Origin of the sequence: Alloprevotella tannerae ATCC 51259, assembly GCF_000159995.1 — a bacterium.
GTDB lineage: Bacteria > Bacteroidota > Bacteroidia > Bacteroidales > Bacteroidaceae > Alloprevotella > Alloprevotella tannerae.
Map to the genome: position 1 here is coordinate 812,599 of NZ_GG700643.1, position 18,368 is coordinate 830,966.

At 49.2% G+C, this 18,368-nt stretch carries 13 protein-coding genes; 5 read left to right on the forward strand and 8 right to left on the reverse strand.

The features are described from left to right. Positions 1 to 533 precede the first annotated feature (533 nt). The 4 genes from GCWU000325_RS09335 to GCWU000325_RS09340 all read left to right on the forward strand — a co-directional run bounded on the left by GCWU000325_RS09335 (position 534) and on the right by GCWU000325_RS09340 (position 2,880). Positions 534 to 944 (forward strand): HU family DNA-binding protein, encoded by a 411-nt coding sequence (locus GCWU000325_RS09335; RefSeq protein WP_006256299.1) that lies wholly within the window; start codon positions 534 to 536, stop codon positions 942 to 944. 151 nt (positions 945 to 1,095) lie between these two features. Further along, on the forward strand, positions 1,096 to 1,407 hold the full coding sequence (locus tag GCWU000325_RS12455; protein WP_006256300.1) for a hypothetical protein: 312 nt from the start codon (positions 1,096 to 1,098) through the stop codon (positions 1,405 to 1,407). Positions 1,408 to 1,729: 322 nt separating this feature from the next. Next, positions 1,730 to 1,855, forward strand: a complete 126-nt coding sequence (locus GCWU000325_RS12525; RefSeq protein ID WP_006256301.1) for a hypothetical protein — start codon at positions 1,730 to 1,732, stop codon at positions 1,853 to 1,855. A 125-nt stretch (positions 1,856 to 1,980) separates the two neighbouring features. Beyond that, entirely contained in the window at positions 1,981 to 2,880 is a 900-nt protein-coding gene (locus GCWU000325_RS09340) for a LysR substrate-binding domain-containing protein (RefSeq protein ID WP_040599605.1), read from the forward strand. Positions 2,881 to 2,994: 114 nt separating this feature from the next. Here the strand turns inward: GCWU000325_RS09340 and GCWU000325_RS09345 are convergent, their stop codons facing one another. From GCWU000325_RS09345 to GCWU000325_RS09365, 5 genes are all read right to left on the reverse strand, one after another. Then, positions 2,995 to 3,999, reverse strand: a complete 1,005-nt coding sequence (locus tag GCWU000325_RS09345) for an acyltransferase family protein (protein ID WP_006256303.1) — start codon at positions 3,997 to 3,999, stop codon at positions 2,995 to 2,997. 423 nt (positions 4,000 to 4,422) lie between these two features. Next, positions 4,423 to 5,946 carry a peptide MFS transporter gene (locus GCWU000325_RS09350; RefSeq protein WP_006256305.1) on the reverse strand — a complete coding sequence of 508 codons (1,524 nt, stop codon included), beginning with the start codon at positions 5,944 to 5,946 and terminating at the stop codon, positions 4,423 to 4,425. 55 nt (positions 5,947 to 6,001) lie between these two features. After that, the gene (ybaK, locus tag GCWU000325_RS09355; protein WP_006256307.1) at positions 6,002 to 6,496 is read right to left on the reverse strand and encodes a Cys-tRNA(Pro) deacylase; all 495 of its coding nucleotides are present in this window, start codon (positions 6,494 to 6,496) and stop codon (positions 6,002 to 6,004) included. Next, a complete protein-coding gene (uvrA, locus tag GCWU000325_RS09360) occupies positions 6,493 to 9,324 on the reverse strand; it encodes an excinuclease ABC subunit UvrA (protein WP_006256308.1) in 2,832 nt (943 codons plus the stop codon). Before uvrA ends, ybaK begins: the two co-directional genes overlap by 4 nt. Positions 9,325 to 9,331: 7 nt before the next feature. Beyond that, positions 9,332 to 10,036 carry a gliding motility-associated C-terminal domain-containing protein gene (locus GCWU000325_RS09365; protein ID WP_006256309.1) on the reverse strand — a complete coding sequence of 235 codons (705 nt, stop codon included), beginning with the start codon at positions 10,034 to 10,036 and terminating at the stop codon, positions 9,332 to 9,334. 838 nt (positions 10,037 to 10,874) lie between these two features. On the opposite strand from GCWU000325_RS09365, the gene GCWU000325_RS09370 reads away from it, so the two are divergent. Then, positions 10,875 to 12,470, forward strand: coding sequence for a DUF6377 domain-containing protein (locus GCWU000325_RS09370; RefSeq protein WP_006256312.1), 1,596 nt, complete (start codon positions 10,875 to 10,877; stop codon positions 12,468 to 12,470). A 19-nt stretch (positions 12,471 to 12,489) separates the two neighbouring features. On the opposite strand, the gene GCWU000325_RS09375 is transcribed toward GCWU000325_RS09370, so the two are convergent. The 3 genes from GCWU000325_RS09375 to GCWU000325_RS09390 all read right to left on the reverse strand — a co-directional run bounded on the left by GCWU000325_RS09375 (position 12,490) and on the right by GCWU000325_RS09390 (position 18,363). Next, a complete protein-coding gene (locus GCWU000325_RS09375; protein WP_006256313.1) occupies positions 12,490 to 13,842 on the reverse strand; it encodes an MATE family efflux transporter in 1,353 nt (450 codons plus the stop codon). Between the two features lie 717 nt (positions 13,843 to 14,559). Continuing rightward, on the reverse strand, positions 14,560 to 17,142 hold the full coding sequence (locus GCWU000325_RS09385; protein WP_040599609.1) for a transglutaminase domain-containing protein: 2,583 nt from the start codon (positions 17,140 to 17,142) through the stop codon (positions 14,560 to 14,562). 126 nt (positions 17,143 to 17,268) lie between these two features. After that, complete coding sequence (locus tag GCWU000325_RS09390; protein ID WP_006256316.1) at positions 17,269 to 18,363, reverse strand: ABC transporter permease; 1,095 nt, start codon at positions 18,361 to 18,363, stop codon at positions 17,269 to 17,271. Positions 18,364 to 18,368: the final 5 nt, after the last annotated feature.

The window sequence follows — 18,368 nt, forward strand, 5'->3', positions numbered from 1 at the left end:
GGGGTTATTGATGGACGAAACTATGCGGAAACGATATAATTTCAAGCGGAAAATCTGACACGCATACGTGTTATTGATCCAAAGCAATTATAAACTCGAATGTAAACGCGCAAAACATCCCCAGCAAGCCCTTAGGCTTGGTCTTTTGGCAGGGCAGGCGTTGGAGCGAAGCGACAACCCTGCCATAGTTCGCCGCAAAAGGGCAACCCCTTAGGGTTGGTCTCTCAAAACCGTCCACATATAGGCGTGTAAATACACAGATAAACCCAAACTACCAAAGCTCACTCCCGTACCACAAGCCCTTAGGCTTGGTCTTTTGGCAGGGCAGGCGTTGGAGCGAAGCGACAACCCTGCCATAGTCCGTCGCAAAAATGCAACCCCTTAGGGTTGGTCTTTATATACGTTCGCAGACTGTCTCACTACCAAGCGATTATGGCGTATTTTGCAGGCTCGCCGGAAATGCTTACCTTTGCATTTGCAAGGGCGGGGAGCGCTCTTGGTTCAATTATTCTTCAATTAAATCTATACCAACAATGATTAAATTTGTTATTAGAGCGAAGAAAAATCCGCTCAAGAGAGATCAAGTGAAATTTTATCCGCAGATGGCGCCGGGCGTGCCCGTAATGCTACCTACGATTGTCGGGCGCATCGAGAAGCGTTCGGGCGTATCTTCTGCCTCCGTTAAGGCGGTATTGGATGCCCTGCAATATGAGATTCTCCAAACACTTGCGGACGGTAATTCGGTTCGCTTAGGTGATCTCGGTTCTTTTCGCCTGACGATGCACGGCGAGGGCGCGTCGACGGCGAAAGAGGCAAAGGAAAAAGGCGCAAATCTCATTAAGCGCGTGAGCGTGAGGTTTACGAAAAGCAGTACGATGCGTATGGCACTCGACAAGCGCAACTTAATCTTCGGGGCGCAGGATGATATCCGGAATGCGAAGTAGTTGAAGATTAAGGCACAGCTTAGTGCCGGAAGAAAATTACATTTAACAAAGGCCGCGTTTTCAACCGATGAAAGCGCGGTTTTTTCGTGCTTTGTCGAAAAAGGACCGTTTTTCGGTGGCGTAGGGATAAGGATTGGTTAAACTTTCACCTATGATCGGAAAAATTGTCTTAGGTGAAAGTTTGAAGAGAGTTATAGGAGAATTAAAATTGTCTTATAGGAGAATTTCAACGATCATAGGTGAAAGTTTGGCGGCGATGCGCAGCGGGTTGCGACGGGGTGGTTGGGATTGGATTTTTATAGCCGAATATGCGATAAAATCACGGTTTTTTGCGCTTTTTTCGTTTTGCATCCATACAAAAACACGCCATTCTTCGCTATGGGGAACTAAAAATAGCTACCCTTTGGGCTTTTTTTCTTACAGAGTATGTCGTGGTTGCGTTGCTACTCTGCGTAAAAGCTGACCGAATATAGAGCATTTTGTGGGTTGCGGGGGTGTGTTTTTCTGCCTGTCGCCGTGAATAATCACCGCACGCCGGCGTAAAAAATGCGTATGAGCGTCAGGCGATAAATGATCAAAGATGTAAATTAAAAATGAAAGTTTAGCGACTGATTTTTAACTATTTCTCAGCTATTTTGCGTGTAAATTTTGGGTTATGGAAGGCTGTATATGTAACTTTGTATTGATTTTTGCGATAGCCACTATCGAAACAATCCGTTGTCAATCCTTGTGGAGCGTTGGGCGTAAGGCTACTTTTGCAGCGTTAACTCAAAACAAATAGAATTATGACTAATCAAACAATTGGAATGATCATTGCGGCAGTCGTCGTACTATTTATTATCTTTGACGCCGTTTATTGCTTCAAATCCGACCAACTTGCAAAAAATGAGGATTACGAAGACGAAGATTGACTATAAACTCAACTCAGACGCATAGGGGCGGGTAGCGTACTCGTTGATGGCTGGCTGTAAGTGTGGCCGGCGGAACGATGCTTAAGTGGCACGCTGTTGCTCCAGCGCTCAGTATAACAGAACGCATGGAACTACGCCAACTTCACTACTTTATAGCTGTAGCCGAACAACTTAATTTTTCGACGGCTGCCAAGTCGCTTTGCATTACACAAAGTACCTTATCACAGCAAATAAAACAACTGGAGGAGGAGTTGGGCGTAAGACTCTTAGAACGCAATAGTCACGAGGTTGTGCTCACAGAACCGGGTGAAGCATTTCTGCCCAATGCGCGGCGTACTATTGATGATGCAGAAACGAGTAAACTGTATATTCGAGATCTACAACATCTTAAGACCGGCGTGCTGAATGTGGGAGTCACGTATTCGTTTCACCCGATTATGACGGAGACGGTGCTGACCTTTATGCGGCGCTTTCCGGCAATTCGCCTGAATATCTTTTATAAGCGTATGGAAGATTTGCTGGAGGATTTGCAAAAACGACAAGTCGACTTTGTGCTTTCTTACAAGCCCTTGCATGCGCTTCCGTCCATTAAAAGTAGGGAACTCTTTCGTACACAACTTGCGGCTATTACGGCTGTGGACCATCCGCTTGCCGAACAGAAAAGCGTCACGTTAAAGGAGTTGGCACAATATGATTTGGCGTTGCCGACGAACGGCTTGCAAGCGCGCAACTTCTTTAATCGTTTTGCCGAAAAATCGGATTTGCATTTTAATGTGCGCTTTCAGCTCAATGTGGTCCATATGCTCCTTGATTTAGTGGGGCGCAGTCGGTTGGTTTCTGTGCTATCGGCCTCGACGGTAAAGGGGCATCAAGAGGTGGTGGCTATTCCGATTGATCTGCCTGAAAATGAAATGATCGGTTGTATACATACACTCGAGGGTGCTTATGAGAAGAATGCGGCCAAAGAGTTTTTGCAACTGCTGCGGCAGCAGAACGACCTGCAAGAAATGGTAAATAGTATGTAGGCCCATTGCCCACGTCGGGCTGTTTATTAGCCCACCCAAAAAGTAAACGATGCGCATTTCCCGCGAGAAATGCGCATCGTTTGTATTCTCAAAAGTGTAGTGATATTTGAAGTTTTAGAAAATAGAAGGAAAAAAGCGTTTGAGTATTTTTGATGCGACTTCTCCAAAAATAAATACCACGATTACCGCACCAATTCCAAATAAGATATTAATGAGGATGCTTGTTCCCTTGTATCCGGCAAATGAAGTGGCAGAATTGACAAAATGGAGTACAAACATTTGCAGAGAAAAGATGGTCAAAGTATGTTTTCCCCTTTTTGCAAGGAAGCTTCCTATTTTTGACGCTTCTAAAAGTTTACCTATCCATACTAAAAAAAGAGTCCCCGTAACGCCTGTTAAGAAACTTAGTAAGATGGAATGCCCGTATATTCGAATGGATAAATTGATGGGTCCGTTTATCTGACAACCTGCAATTAACAATATAAGTATAATGAGGATCTTTAATCCAAGTGCGTCCTTAAATATATTATATCTGAGGCACAATTGTCCTGTATACATAAACAGCGCAAAGAATGGTACCGTATCCAAACTCCAAGGAAGGAGGAATGGAATTTGATTAAGTAAAAGACTGGCTGATAACAAGCAAACGACAATTATGGCATGCACCCTTATGTTGCTGTTTATTAAATCCACCATTTTTGCTAATTTAATAAATAGCGTATCTGCTAAAAACATGGCAGTAAAGAACCATAGAGGTCCATTTAAACTTCGTAGCATTACCGGCAAGGAACTTCCTTCTAAGCCTAGTCTATAACGTGAATATACTACTCCTAACAAATCATAGACCGTAAAATTCCTACAGAGCAAAATAAAAACCACATTAAACAAAAGATATGGTATTAATAATCGCTTTGCGCGTTTGATGAGATGTTGTTTCCAAGGTACATTGTATTTTGACGTGTATCCGGATAAAAGAAAAAAAGCAGCTATAAAGAAACTTCCTAAGTATGTTTGCCCATAGCAATTTGTAGTATGGCTATAAACTATAAGCATTAAAGCAATAGTTTTGGCTATATCAATATATGCTAGACGCTGGGTTGGTTTTTTTGCAAGTTTCATCTTTTTAGTGCATTTCGTTAAATTTGCTTGCAAAGATATGGACTCTAATGCACATATCAAAGTGGAATAATCGGGATATATGCTTACACGAATGTGTGATTACCGATCGTGTTCCTCTTTCAAATAAAACACAACACAACAGAAAGTAACGAAATAGATGAGAACGACAACAGAAGATGATATTAGATTCGTTCTCTTCTCGGTTTCTTGATGCTTTCTTAAAGAAGACTTGGAGAAGCTACTTTCAGGTACATTTTAAAAGTTCAAAATACATCCGGACGGATGTGGCTTTCTCTATCCTTATCAGGCAGCCTTTATTCCGACCACAAGTAAACGATGCGCATTTCCCGCGAGAAATGCGCATCGTTTGTATTCTCAAAAGCGAAAGGCGAAGCCTTGCGCTTTTGAGGTTAAAATGCCTGATTAGCTTACGCGCTCCAAGCGCTTCATGATTGTAAACATGAAGAGGGCAGAGAGGAGACACAAGCCGATGAAGACGGCCCAAACAGACCAGAGCGGCAGGTTGCCCCAGAGGTAACCACCGACGCTGACGAGGAGGTTACCGATAGCCGTAGCTACAAACCAACCACCCATCATCAAACCTTTATATTTAGGCGGCGCTACCTTGCTGACAAAGCTGATACCCATCGGAGAGAGTAGGAGTTCGCCGAAGGTGAGGACGAGGTAAGTACCGATGAGCCAGTTGGGCGATGTATAGGTAGCATTAGCGCCGGCTACTGCCTGCTGAGCAGGCGTATTCAAACCTTGTGAAGCCAAAACCATGAGGATGTAGGCTGCACCTGCCACGAGCATACCGTAAGCAATCTTGCGGGGCGCGCTGGGTTCCTTGCCGGTGCGGCCGAGGTAAGCGAAGATCGCCATACTTACGGGCGTGAGGGCTACGACATAGAAGGGGTTGAACTGCTGGAAGATCGGGGCGCTGACTTCTACCGCGCCTTCGAGGTTCATATACTTATAGCCGATCACAGCTAAAGCGGCGATGATAGCGAGTCCGGAGATGAGTTTGGATTTGCCCGTCTTACCCTGCACGAGAGAGAATGCGGCGTAGACAATGATAATAATCATAAAGAGGTTGATCACGTCGAAGGCCATGCTCTGTACGCCGGTAGCTGTCTTTTGTACGAACTCATTTGCAAAATATGTGAGCGTCAAACCGTTTTGGTGGAAAGCCATCCAGAAGAAGATCACTACGGCAAAGACGAGACAAAGGGCGATGATGCGATCCTTCGTCTCCTTAGCTGAAATCTCCTGCACGGGTGCTTCGGCCTTATCTTCGGCTGACTTCTTTGTGCCTGTCGAACCTTCTACGTGGCGGAAAGAGGAGCGGAAACCGTAGTAGATAGCCATTGAAAGAATCAAAGAGGCGCAAGCTACGGCAAAGGAGAAGTGGTAAGCGTCGTTTTCGTGATAACCGATCGACTCTGCCCACTCTTTAATGCGCACAGCGGCTGTCGGAGCGAAGAGGGCGCCGATGTTGATCGCCATATAGAAGATGGAAAAGGCAGAATCGCGCTTGCCGGCATATTCCGGACTGTCGTAAAGATTGCCGACCATTACCTGCAAGTTGCCTTTGAAGAGACCCGTACCAAGACTGATGAAGATCAGGGCTGCGAGCATAGCAATCATTGCTACGGTGCCGCTACCTAAGGGTACGGAAAGCAGGAGGTAACCACCAAACATGATGAGAATACCGATCGTAACCATCTTGCCGTAGCCGAATTTGTCGGCCATATAGCCGCCGATCAAGGGCAGAAAATAGACTAAGCCTAAGAAACTGCTGTAGATCATGCCGGCCGTGCCGGGTTCAAAACCAAAATTCGCTCGCAAGAAAAGCGCAAATACGGCTATCATCGTGTAGTAGCCGAAGCGTTCGCCGGTGTTGGCAAGCGCAAGGGCGTAAAGCCCTTTGGGTTGTCCTTCGAACATAATTGTGTAATTAAGGAGTTATTAGTAATTGAATTTATGTATATAATTTGCTTGTTTATGAATCGTGCTCATCGGGTGTTAATGGGGCGTAGACGGCAGCGCAGCAGCGCAACAAATCGGCCGGTGCTACTTTGAGTTGCAAGCCGCGCACGCCGGCACTGACATAAATGAAAGGTTGCTCCTCAGCCGACGCATCAAAATAAGTCGGGAAGTGCTTCTTCATACCGATCGGGGAACAACCGCCGCGAATGTAGCCCGTGAGGGGGAGCAATTCTTTGAGTGGAAGGGGGTCGACTTTCTTATTGCCGCTCGCCTTGGCCGCTCGCTTTAGATCTACTTCGCTGTCGCCGGGCACTACGCAAACGAGGCAGCCTTGCTTATCGCCGCGCAAGACGATGGTCTTAAAGACGCTCTTGACGTCTTCGCCTAAAGAGGCGGCTACGTGGGCGGCACTTAGGTCGTGCTCATCGACGAGGTAGGGAATCAGTTCGTAGCTGACGCCTTCGCGGTCGAGCAAGCGGGCAGCGTTGGTTTTCTTCTCTTTGCTCATCGGTGCAATTCTTCTTTTAGGTATCGGGCCGTATAGCCTAAACCCTTGCTTACGACTTGTTCGGGCGTGCCTGCAGCTACTACTTTGCCGCCGCCTCGGCCGCCTTCAGGGCCCATATCGATGAGGTAGTCGGCAGATTTGATCACGTCTAAATTGTGCTCAATGACAATAACGGTATTGCCCTTTTCGACCAGCCGGTTTAAGACGCCGAGCAGGATGCGTATATCCTCGAAGTGCAGGCCCGTAGTCGGCTCATCTAATATATATATTGTGTTGCCCGTATCTCGCTTTGCCAGTTCGGTAGCCAGTTTTACGCGCTGACTCTCACCGCCTGAAAGCGTCGTGCTGCTTTGTCCTAATTTGAGATAGCCCAAGCCCACGTCTTGCAATACTTTGATCTTATGCAGAATAGTGGGGACGTTCTCGAAAAACTCAACGGCGTTGTTGACCGTCATATTAAGTACGTCGGCGATGCTCTTACCCTTAAAGCGCACCTCTAAGGTCTCTCGATTATAACGCTTGCCGTGGCAGGCTTCGCAGGGGACGTAGACGTCGGGCAGGAAGTTCATCTCGATGGTCTTGTAGCCGTTTCCCTTGCATACTTCGCAGCGGCCGCCCTTGACATTGAAAGAAAAGCGTCCGGGCTTATAACCGCGCATCTTGGCTTCGGGCAATTCGACAAAGAGATTGCGGATGTCTGAAAAGACGCCCGTATAGGTGGCCGGATTGGAACGCGGCGTGCGCCCCAAAGGACTTTGATCGACGGCTACGACCTTGTCGACCTGTTCGATTCCTTCGAGTTTGCCGTAAGACAAAGGCGCACGAAGGGAACGATAAAAGTGTTGCGAAAGAATGGGGAGTAGGGTGTCGTTGATCAACGTAGACTTGCCGCTGCCTGAAACGCCCGTCACGCAGACGAATGTGCCGAGTGGGATCGTCACATTTGCGCTTTTAAGGTTATTGCCCTTAGCCCCGATAAGGCGGAGCTTATGCCCGTTGCCTTTGCGGCGTGTCTGAGGAATGGCAATCTCTCGCTCGCCGTTCAGATAGTCGGCCGTCAGTGTACGACAAGAGAGCATCGTGGTCGGCTTTCCTTGAAAAACAACTTCGCCGCCCAAGCGCCCGGCGCGCGGACCCATATCTATAATATAGTCGGCCGCCAGCATCATATCTTTGTCGTGCTCTACGACGATGACCGTGTTGCCTATATCGCGCAAATTCTTGAGCGACTGAATCAGACGGACATTATCGCGCTGGTGCAGGCCTATGCTTGGCTCGTCTAATATATATAGTACGTTGACCAACTGTGAGCCGATTTGCGTGGCCAAGCGTATGCGCTGACTTTCGCCGCCCGAAAGACTCATCGTGGCGCGCGAAAGGGAGAGATAATCCAAACCTACGTCTAACAAAAACTTGAGACGGGTGCGCAATTCTTTCAAAATTTCGTGGGCAATGGCGGCGCGCTGCTTATCGAGTCGCGCTTCAAGATCGGAGAGACAAGCGTAGAGTTCGCTAATGTCCATCTCCGCGAAGTCGGCGATAGAGCGGCCGTCTAAGCGGTAAGAGAGCGCTTCGCGATTTAAGCGTTTGCCGTGACATTCAGGGCAAACCGCCGTGCGTGAGAATTGTTCAGCCCATTTCTGCGAAGCTGCTGTCATCTCGCTATCCGCCATCTGGTTGATATATTTCGCAAGGCCGTCGTAGCTTACGATGAAGTCCTCCGTCGTATGCATTGCTGCGGCGGGAATGTGTAAGCGTTCGGTTGTGCCGTTGAAGATCATATCAACGGCTTCTTCCGGAATATCTTTAAAAGGCGTCTTAAGATCGCAGCCGAATGGGACTAAAATAGCCTCAATCTCCGCAAAGATAAGCGTGCTGCGATAAGCGCCTAAAGGCGCCAGAGCGCCCTTGCGGATGGAAAGCGTGGGGTCAGGAATAACTTTTTCGCGGTCTATCACGCTGACATAGCCCAAGCCCTTGCATTTGGGGCAAGCGCCTTCCGTAGAATTAAAAGAAAAGTTGTTGGGTGCCGGCTCTCTGTACGACAAACCGCCGACAGGGTCCATCAAACGCTTGCTGTAATAACGTGTTTGATCAGCCGCAACATCAAAGAGCATCATCAAGCCGTGGCCTTGCTCTAAGGTCTTGTGCACGCCGTGTGCCAAGCGCTTTTCGTCTTTAGCTTGAACGACTAATTTGTCTACGACTACTTCTATGTCGTGTGTACGATAGCGATCGAGTTTCATTCCGCTCACGGCCTCGCGCAGTTCGCCATCGACGCGAACCGTCAAAAAGCCCTTTCGACGTACATTTTCAAAGAGTTCTTTGTAATGTCCTTTACGCTGCCGTACAAGCGGCGCGAGCAAAAGCACCTTTTTGCCTTCATATTGCTCTAAAATAAGCGAAGTAATCTTCTCTTCGGAATACTTCACCATCAGTTCGCCCGACAAATACGAGTAGGCATCGGCAGCGCGAGCATACAAAAGGCGGAGAAAATCGTAGATTTCCGTCACGGTACCTACGGTTGAGCGCGGATTTTTGTTGGTTGTCTTTTGCTCAATGCTGATCACTGGACTGAGGCCCGTTATCTTGTCGACGTCGGGGCGCTCAAGATTGTCCAAGAAGCCGCGAGCGTAGGCTGAAAACGTCTCGATATAGCGCCGCTGACCTTCGGCATAAAGCGTATCAAAGGCCAATGAACTCTTTCCGCTTCCACTCAAACCGGTAATCACCGTCAGACTGTGGCGCGGCAAGCGTACGTCCACATTCTTCAAGTTGTGTACGCGCGCTCCAAGCACATCGATATATTGTTCAGCGTCTGTAGACATGTTTGGTTTATGGTGCTACCGAAGAACCCTCTTCAAAGCCGCGCAGCAGATTGATCGTTTTCTTTATGTTATAATTGCGTCCGTCTGCTCCTTTGGCTTGCAAATTGAGATAATACGCCCCATCGGGAGCATCGCTACCTCCGGCGCGGCCGTCCCAACCTCCCTTGAGGTCCGTCCATTCATAGAGCTTTTTACCCCAGCGATCAAAGATGACGGCCCGAAAGGAGACGATGCTTTGATAACCGTCCTTTACTTTGAATACGTCGTTAATGCCATCGCCATTGGGCGTAAAGGCATTGGGCACTTCCAGTCGAGATTCGGAGATGGTAATCTTAAACGGCTCATCCATACTATATTCTATGGTGTCCGTGCCTTGCACAAAACTAATCAAAAGACTGACGGTAAACGAACCGCTCTCTCGAAAAACGTAAGTCGTATTCTCTTCGTGGCGCAAGAGGAAAGGCTTTGACTCGCCCACCTTCGTAAAGCGCCATTCATAAAGCGGCGTATAGTCGCCGATTGTCTGCGGATTGGCCGTAAATTCAGCCGTCATCGGCGCATTGCCTATGTATTCTGAAACTTCTTCGCCGATTGTCTCGCCATACGTCACACGCATTTTCGGCATAGCCGAAGGATTGGCGTCATCAGCTTGAGCCGACAGCGCAAAGAGGGCGAAAAAGCAGCCCAAAAGGGCCGACAACAAACGTCTCATATCAGAAGATTTTGCGCGAAGATAGTGAAAACTCATATACAGACAAAAACGAAATACAACAAAATATATTGTCTGTGAGCTTATAGTGAGATGAAAGTGAGCAAGGAGAAAGCAAAAAAAGAAAAAGCGCCGACACTTTGTGCGGCGCTCTCTATCTCAAACTATTCGGACGTTGTATTATAATCTCTTTCTGTGAACCTCCTCGAATGGAGGTGTAAGATCTTCTAAGTCTAGTTTAAACGGTTGTTTTTTGTGTTGATTAATGGTTAATGCACGTCCCTAATCTGTCTGAGAATACTACAAAAGTATAGATTTCCTTGCTTTTGCGCAAATTGAGCGCCTCTTTTTGTCGATTTTAATGTCGAAAATCAACGCTTTTTAGAGCGATTAACAATTACCCTTATGCTTTTGCTTTATCAGCTAAACAAAACTTGCGGTTAATTCGTTCTTTTCGGAAACGCTCTACTTTACGCTTTGTAGCTCTTCGTGTGGAATTTTTTTGTCGTTTTCTTTCGCCTTTTCAGGCGATAGTAGGAAGCTGATGTGTCGCGAGTCTGTTTTTAAATAAACGAGTTGATTGATTTCACCCCTTTTTGCGCTGCGGTGTCGCTGTTTTGTCTAAAAATTTGCCAATGTATAACGAAGGCGTTTTGCCCCGATTTTCCGTTTTTGGCATCTGTTGTAAGGTGGGTGGTGTCCGTCTCATCTTAAATATGCCTCGGCGCAAGTAGCACTACGGGAGGTAATGAGGTGTTTTTTAAGTGTAGATGTTTGGAGAAGAGAGGCAGGCTACTTATTTTTGTAGGCGCAAACTATCGTCCAATCAACACATTACTCCATGATGAAAAGACTGCTCCTGTTCTCCGCGCTCTTTTGCTTGGCTTTCTCTGCCGTAGCCGGCGATGACTTCAGCACGAAAACGCAAACGCTTTTGCAGGAATTAGATAAGGTGGTCGAGCGAAAAGACTACTATTTGCAACAGCGAGAGCAGCGAGCATCGAAGTTGAAGCAAGTATTACGTAAAGTGCCCGACGCGCAACGGGCGCCGATCTACCGCCGGCTTTTCGAAATCTACCTACATACGCAAGCCGATTCGGCCAATTTGTATTTGCAGCGGCTCGAGCAGACGCCGCAGGCACATACCGACCCATCGCTCCGAGCCTATGTCTTGTTGGGGCGTGCCGAACTTTTGGCTTTGATGGGCTTATATCCGGCGGCGCTGGAGACGGCCGATAAAGCTGCAGCCCTGCATCTGACGGGCGACGACCTGCTCCATTATTATCGCATCAAACGAACGGTTTACGGCTGGATGAAAGACTTTGCGGCCGAAACGGCATCCGGCGGATCACCTGCCAAGTTGACGGCCGCTTACAGAGACTCCATCCTTTCGCTTGAGTCGGACGGACACGGGCGCAACATTGTCTTGATCGACAAGCTCCTTAGTGAAGGAAAAGTGAAGGAAGCCTCGCAATTGGCGAAGGCTGAATACCAGCGGAGGAAGGGTAAACTCGATGTTTTCACGGTTTTTAATTTGGCAGAATGTTATCGACTTTCTGACGATTACGACCAAGCGGCTTATTATTTGGCTGAGACGGCTTTGATGGACTTGAAGGCGGGCGTGAAAGAATATGAGGCCCTCCCCTTATTGGCTGAGTTGCTCTTTCAGCGCGGCGACTTGACGCGGGCCTACAATTATTTGATCTGCACCATTCAGGATGCCAGCTATTGCAAGGCGCGCTTGCGCTCTGTCGAAGCCAGCAAAATCTTCCCGCTGATTGATCGTGCTTATAAAGAAAAATCGCAGGAATGGATACGCATCGAGCGCATCTTCTTTGCCGGCGTTTCCTTGTTGGCCTTGCTGCTTTTTATCGCCGTCTTCTACCTGCGGCGGCAGATGAAAAAACTCTCGCAGACGAGAATGGCTTTGGCCAAGACGAATAAGCAACTCTTAGAGACCAATGCGCACCTGCAAATGACCGATAAGATGAAGGAAGCCTACATCGTCCGCTATCTAGATCGCTGTCGTGATTACATAGAAGCCATCGGAGGTTATCGGCGTTCGCTTTTGAAGTTGGCCAAGGCGGGTAATATGCAAGAGGTGGCCAATCGTCTTCGCTCGGATATTTGGGAAGAGAGCGAGCAAGAGCGCTTTTATGCCGATTTTGATGAAGCTTTCTTGAATCTGTTTCCCAATTTTATAGAAGATTTCAACGCTTTACTCTTGCCCGAAGCGCAGATTTATCCGAAAAATGATGAATTGCTCAATACGGAGTTGCGCGTATTTGCACTGATACGTTTAGGTGTCAAAGAGAGCAAACGGATTGCGCATTTCCTCAACTATTCACTGGCTACGATCTACAATTATAGGAGTAAATACAGAAACAAATCCGTCCTCTCGAAGACCGATTTCGAGCAACGCGTGCAGCAACTCTGATTCGTTCCTCCGATTATGCTCAGCTTAAAGACGTTTGCAGGTTACGCTTCATGGCTCTTCTAAAATAATAGAAGAAAAGTCCGGCAGCCGTAAACAAGCCTGCGGGCAGACCGAGGAAGAGTCCGTTAAGCTTCCAATCGAAAACAAATCCCAGCAGATAACCCACGGGGATGCCGATGCAAAGATACGACACCAAAGCTATGGGCGCCATCGGCTTAACGAAGGCCGTCCCGCGCAAAGCGTTGGCGTAGCAGATCTGCATCGCGTCGGCATACTGATAAAAGATCAGTCCCGGAATAAGCATTACGGCCATCTGAATCACGGCGGCGTCTTTCGTGAAGAAGCCGATCAGCGAAGGGCCGAAGAAGTAAAACACGAAACTGGCTACGACCGCAACGGCCAGCAGGATGTCGCGACCGGCGCGCGACGAGCGCTCCAGTTGGGTCCAATCCTGCATACCTTGAAACGTTGCCACTCGAATTGACATAGCCGAGGCCAAGCTATAATAGAACATAAAGCCCAATGTGCTCACCGTCATGATCACTTGGAAGGCCGCCAACTCTACTTTTCCAATCCATCCGGCCATCACGCCGCAGCACGTAAACGCAGCTGTCTCTGCCCCCATCTGGATAGAGACGGGCAAAGATTGCGCATTGATGTGGCGCAGTGCAGACCAATCGTAGCGGACGTTAAAGAAACCTTTGAGGTAAGGCTTGTAGCAGCGCTCTAAGAGTAGGGCTGCTGAGATCCATACTACGATAAAAATACGCGAAAGCAGCGTCGACAAGCCCGCACCTAAAAGTCCCAACTCGGGAAAGGGGCCCACGCCGTAGATCAGCAACCAGTTGCCTAATATGTTGAGCGCATTGCCGGCCCAAAGTGCCCACATGGCGGTCTTCGTATGCATAGTTCCGTCGGATAATTGTCGCAATACGTTGAAGAGCATCACGAAAGGCATCGACGCCAGTATGACTAAATAATAAGGACGTATCAAAGGCAGCAAACTCTCCGGCTGTCCCATCTGATCAACGAAGAAATAACCGACGCCCATAATCAGTATGAGCAGGGCGGCAAACAGACTATTAGCGCGCAGCGCTTGACGCACGGCGGCGCCCACTGACGCCGTCTCACCTTGGCCAAACAAGGCACCCACTTGGGGCGTTAAGCCGAAAGAGTAACCTATAAGGAGAAAAATGACGAGGTTAAAAACACTGTTCACAAACGAAGCAGCAGCCAACGAGGGTGTATCGTAGCGTCCGACCATCATCGTATCGGCAAACGAAAGTACGATTGTACCAATCTGCCCGATGGAGATCGGAATGCCCAACTTTAATGTCTGTTGATAATGAGAGAATAATGTCTTAGAAATCATAAGTTCCCGTTTATTTAGCGTGCTAAAAAGAGGGAGGCGAACGCTGTTTCGTTCGTGTCCCCGCTTATTGGCGAAGGCGCGCGGCCTTCATTGGTGAAAGAAAATCGGGCGCAAAGATACTAAAAAACTACCGGATGGCCAACATGCGTCCCGCAGATACTGCCGCGAGCAAGACTAAACAAGCCTTCGCTCTACGTTTCCCGATTGCGGTCCGGACGTGTGTGCCCTACGTTCCGTTTTTGCCGCTCCGCAACGCGCATTTCGCGTCGCGCGGCCTGCTTTCTTGCTGCTTCGCTTGCCCTTTGTGGGCTTACGCTCACGAGCGTAGACCTTTTTTCTCACGAGCGCAAACCCTTTTCATCGTGAGCGCAAACCTTTTTTCTCGTGATGAAAAACCTCTGCCGCCCAACGTTGTCGCTGCAAAGGGCTATGCTGCGCAACTTTTGGCCGGCGCTTGTCGGCTTTCTTTTGCGAGGGCCTCGATTGGCTGGGCCGCCGTCGTAGTGCTATAAAAAACCTGCTCGAAACGCGGCCGCGCGGGCCGCGTTTCGAGCAGGTTGATTCGTGGTTGACTATCTGCCGTTGGTGAGACTGATAGGCTTTTGGGCGCCTTATTGATGGAGATGGGCCGCAAAAAGAGGAACTCGGTGAAGCTATAAGCCGCTCATCGTGAGTAAATGCTCTTAAACCGGCGAAGAGAAGGGCCGCTTAGGCTGATTAAATCTTGCCAATGACGCGCTTCAGTTGGTCGCCGATACCGATCGTATAGCCTTGACTGAAGAAAACTACGCGGTTGAAGGTGTCGGCAATGATAATGATTGGTAATTCCTGCGTCTTCGTCAGTTGACTATTGAATATGTCTGTACGGCTTTCGCCTTGCGTGTCGACGCCGAAGCGCAGGTTGCGCGGCAGATTGGGAAATTCGCCGCGGCGTTTCATAAATACGTCGTATTCTTCCTGCGTCGGGAAGAGCATAATCAGTTCGCGCCCCCAAGCTTCGAGCGTTTCGCGTTGCGCTTCAATGTCGTGGAGGATGTGGGTGCTGGGCTCGTTGTTGGCTTTTAGCAATCCTAAGATGTAATAGCCGCGGCCGGTCGTTGCAATCAAGCCTTTTTCGGCCTTTTCCTGCGTATCGTAATAGTGGTTTTCGGCATTAAAGTTGCCGATAACGCTCACTTCTTCCGGATCTTCGCGGAGCGAGAGGACGACGGCCGTATCGTGGGTAAGCGAAAAGGCTGATAAGCGCGCCAAAACACTACCGCTGGCCAAGCGTGTGCCGCTCACGAGGAGGTAATCTCCGTTGTCGATGCGCGTTCCCTTTTCAAAGTCGTTTTTCCACGTAGCTTCTTCGTCATAATTCATCAGTACGGGCGCTCCATCTTCGAGTTTGCTAATCGTAAACTGCGAATAATAGCCCGGATTTTCGCGAAATTGCTGCGGAACGTAGTCGATGCTTAAACGCGATTGCGGCTTGTTTGTCTGCTGTTCGGTGCGGCAGAAGGGCGTATCGCGCCAATCGTGGTCAAAATATTGGAACTTCATCGTCACTTCATCGAGGCGTGCGGGTATTCCTAAACTTCGCGCTGCGGCCACGAAGAGCAGACCGCGATTGAAGTCGTTGGCCAGTCGGTAAGCAAAAGCCGTTTCGGGCCGCTGCGTGCTACGTTGCGGATAGTCGGTCTTATCTTCACGAATGTTTTTTCGGATATAGTCGACCAGCAAGGCTGGTTGGCGCCGGAAATCAGCCTGCTGCTTCGGCGTGAAAGCCTTGCGCAGATAAGCGCGCCAAGGGGAGAGTTGCTCGTTCCACACGCGAGGACGGATGATCATCGGATCATAATCTTTTGTGTCCGCAAGCGCTTGAATGTGGGCCAAGATAACGGAGCTGTCAAAGTCGCGCAGATCTTTTTCTGTCAGTGTTTCCAAGACGCGCAAGGTGAGTTCGCGATCGATATTCGGTGTGCGCAGCAGACTGAAGAGTACCTGCCAATTGCCCTTGCTTTTCTCGATGAGCGGGCGCAGGCGCTTAAAGTCGTAATTGTTGGTCCGGCAGAATTCGGCTGACGCTGCAGAGTCGGGGAAAGTATGAACATAGGCCATACGAATACTGTCTTCGCGAGCCAAGCGCTCGTTGCAAAGACGCTGCGCCGCGATGCTCACGGCTGGAAGCGTATCCGTGCCTGCGGGCGGTATAATGTTGAGATCCACAGCATAGCGGTCGCCGGCTTTACGATCCAACTTTATCGTCGCCTTTTCGCCGGCGTGGACTTTGGCAAAGCCATAGCGGCCGTTGTAAGTGGCCCATACGATCAGGTCGCCCAAACCGGAGAGGAGCGAAGCCTTGCCGTCGGCGGCTGTTTGCATAGCTTTGAGGACGTAAAATTCAGCGTAATTGTAAAGTCGGAACTGCACGCTTGCGCCCTTGACGGGGCGTCCTTGCTCGTCGACGATAGTAACGTTTGTTGTAGCCGTAGGTGCGTAATTTTCCGTCACGTTAATGGTTGTCCGATTGGGATGGCGCTCTAAAACTTCTTCAGGCCCGTCGTATTTTCCGAGCACCGTCGTGTTCATAAGTATGCCGCGCGAAGCCGGACGGTTGAACCAGGCTACGTTAAGTCGGGCGGCCGGCTCGCAAGCGCCGAGGAAGTACCACCGGCCATCGGCCCAAGCTTCAACCCACGCGTGGTTGTCGTCCGTATGCGCCCATCGCGGCGTATAAACTTGGCGCGCCGGAATGCCGACTGCGCGCAAAGCGGCTACCGTAAACGTCGACTCCTCGCCGCAACGCCCCGTTGCCGTTCGCATAGAAGCCAGGGGCGAACTGGTGCGGCCGTCGGAGGGCTTGTAGGTGACATATTCGTGGCACCAATGGTTGACGGCTAAGATGGCATCGTACATTGATAAACCGGCAACGCGTGCTTTCAGGGCTTCATAGCAAGTCGTGCGGAAACTATCCAAGGCTTCGTTGTTCACGCGTACGGGCAGGACGAAATGTTGCCACTCGCGCTGCGGTACGCGTTGGCCCCAAGGCATTTCGCGCCGAGCACGCAAAGCGGCTTCCGTTTGCCGGACGAAGAAACTTGGCTCGTAGTCGACCACGTCGGGCCAATACATATAAGTATATAGGAACTTGAGGGCTTGGCGTGCCTCTTCGCTCTTAGCTTGCTGCAAGGCTTGTGCGGGCAATGCACACGGCGTGGCTTTATAGCGCGCTTTGAAGTCTTTATTGATTTGTTCCGTAGTTTGCGCCCCTGCTCCTAAAGTGCATAGGAGCAAGAGAGCTGCGAGAATATTTCTCATAGTGTTTCGATAGAGTTTGTTTAGGTGCGCGAAGGTAAACATTAAGATTTATTTGAGGAAGTATAAGTTCTCTTATTCTTTGTTTTGCTTTCGTATTGCTGCTAACAAACGCTTAAACTGTGCGACTCATTCGTTCTTCTTATAGCTTTTCACGGCCAATGAGGCCAAGATGATGCCCATAGCTGCAAGGATAGAAAATTGAAGAACAACGCCTGAGAAAGCCGAGCCGCGGATAAAGATTGTGCGCGCTGCGTCCATATAGTGGCGAACGGGATTGGCGTAGGTGAGGATCTGTGCCCAATCAGGCATACTGCGCACCGGCGTAAAGAGTCCGCTGAGGAGCATCATACAAACCAGCGCAAACCACATCACAAGCATAGCCTGCTGGAGCGAATCACTGTAATTAGAGATGATCAATCCAATGCTACTAAAGACGATAGCCAACGCGATGGCGAAGACGAACAGCAGCGCGATGCTGCCGACCGGTGTGATGCCATAAAGAAGCCAAGAGAGTAGCAGGCAAATGCTGAAGTCGATGAGTGCAATCACCCAGTAAGGAATGAGTTTGGCAAGGATAAAAAGCCACTTACGGACGGGCGTGACATTGATTTGCTCAATTGTTCCGGCTTCTTTCTCACCTACGATGTTGAGCGCCGGTAGAAAACCGCAAATCATAATCATTATCATTGCCATAAGGGCAGGAATCATATTGACTTTATAACTCTCGTGGCGGTTGTAAAGGCGTTGCACGAAGAGAGGCTTTAGTGTAGGCGTGGGTGATGGGCGTCCGGAGAGGCCGGTTGCAGCGATGATGTTGGAGAGATAAGCGGCGCCGATGCCGCCTTTAGTGCCATTGACCGCATTGGCTGCAATGAGTACGCGGGTGGGCTTGCCGAGCGTGAGGTCATGAGCGTAATGGCGCGGGACAACTATAATAATGTCGGTCTTTCCTTGTTCTAAGGCTTGCAGGGCGTGATTGTAGGAGGGTGCCGTACCGCAAAAATTGAAATAAGTAGAGGCTTCTACGCGCTGAATCAATTGCCGAGAAAGGCTTGACTGGTCGTGATCAACTATAGATACACCGATGTTGCGCACTTCCATACTGGTAATCCACGGAGCAATGCCCATAATCATTATGGGAAACAAGATGATGAGTCGCAGGACGAAGGTATTGCGACGTATTTGTATCCATTCTTTCTGAAGGAGGTAGCGGAACATCATTTGGG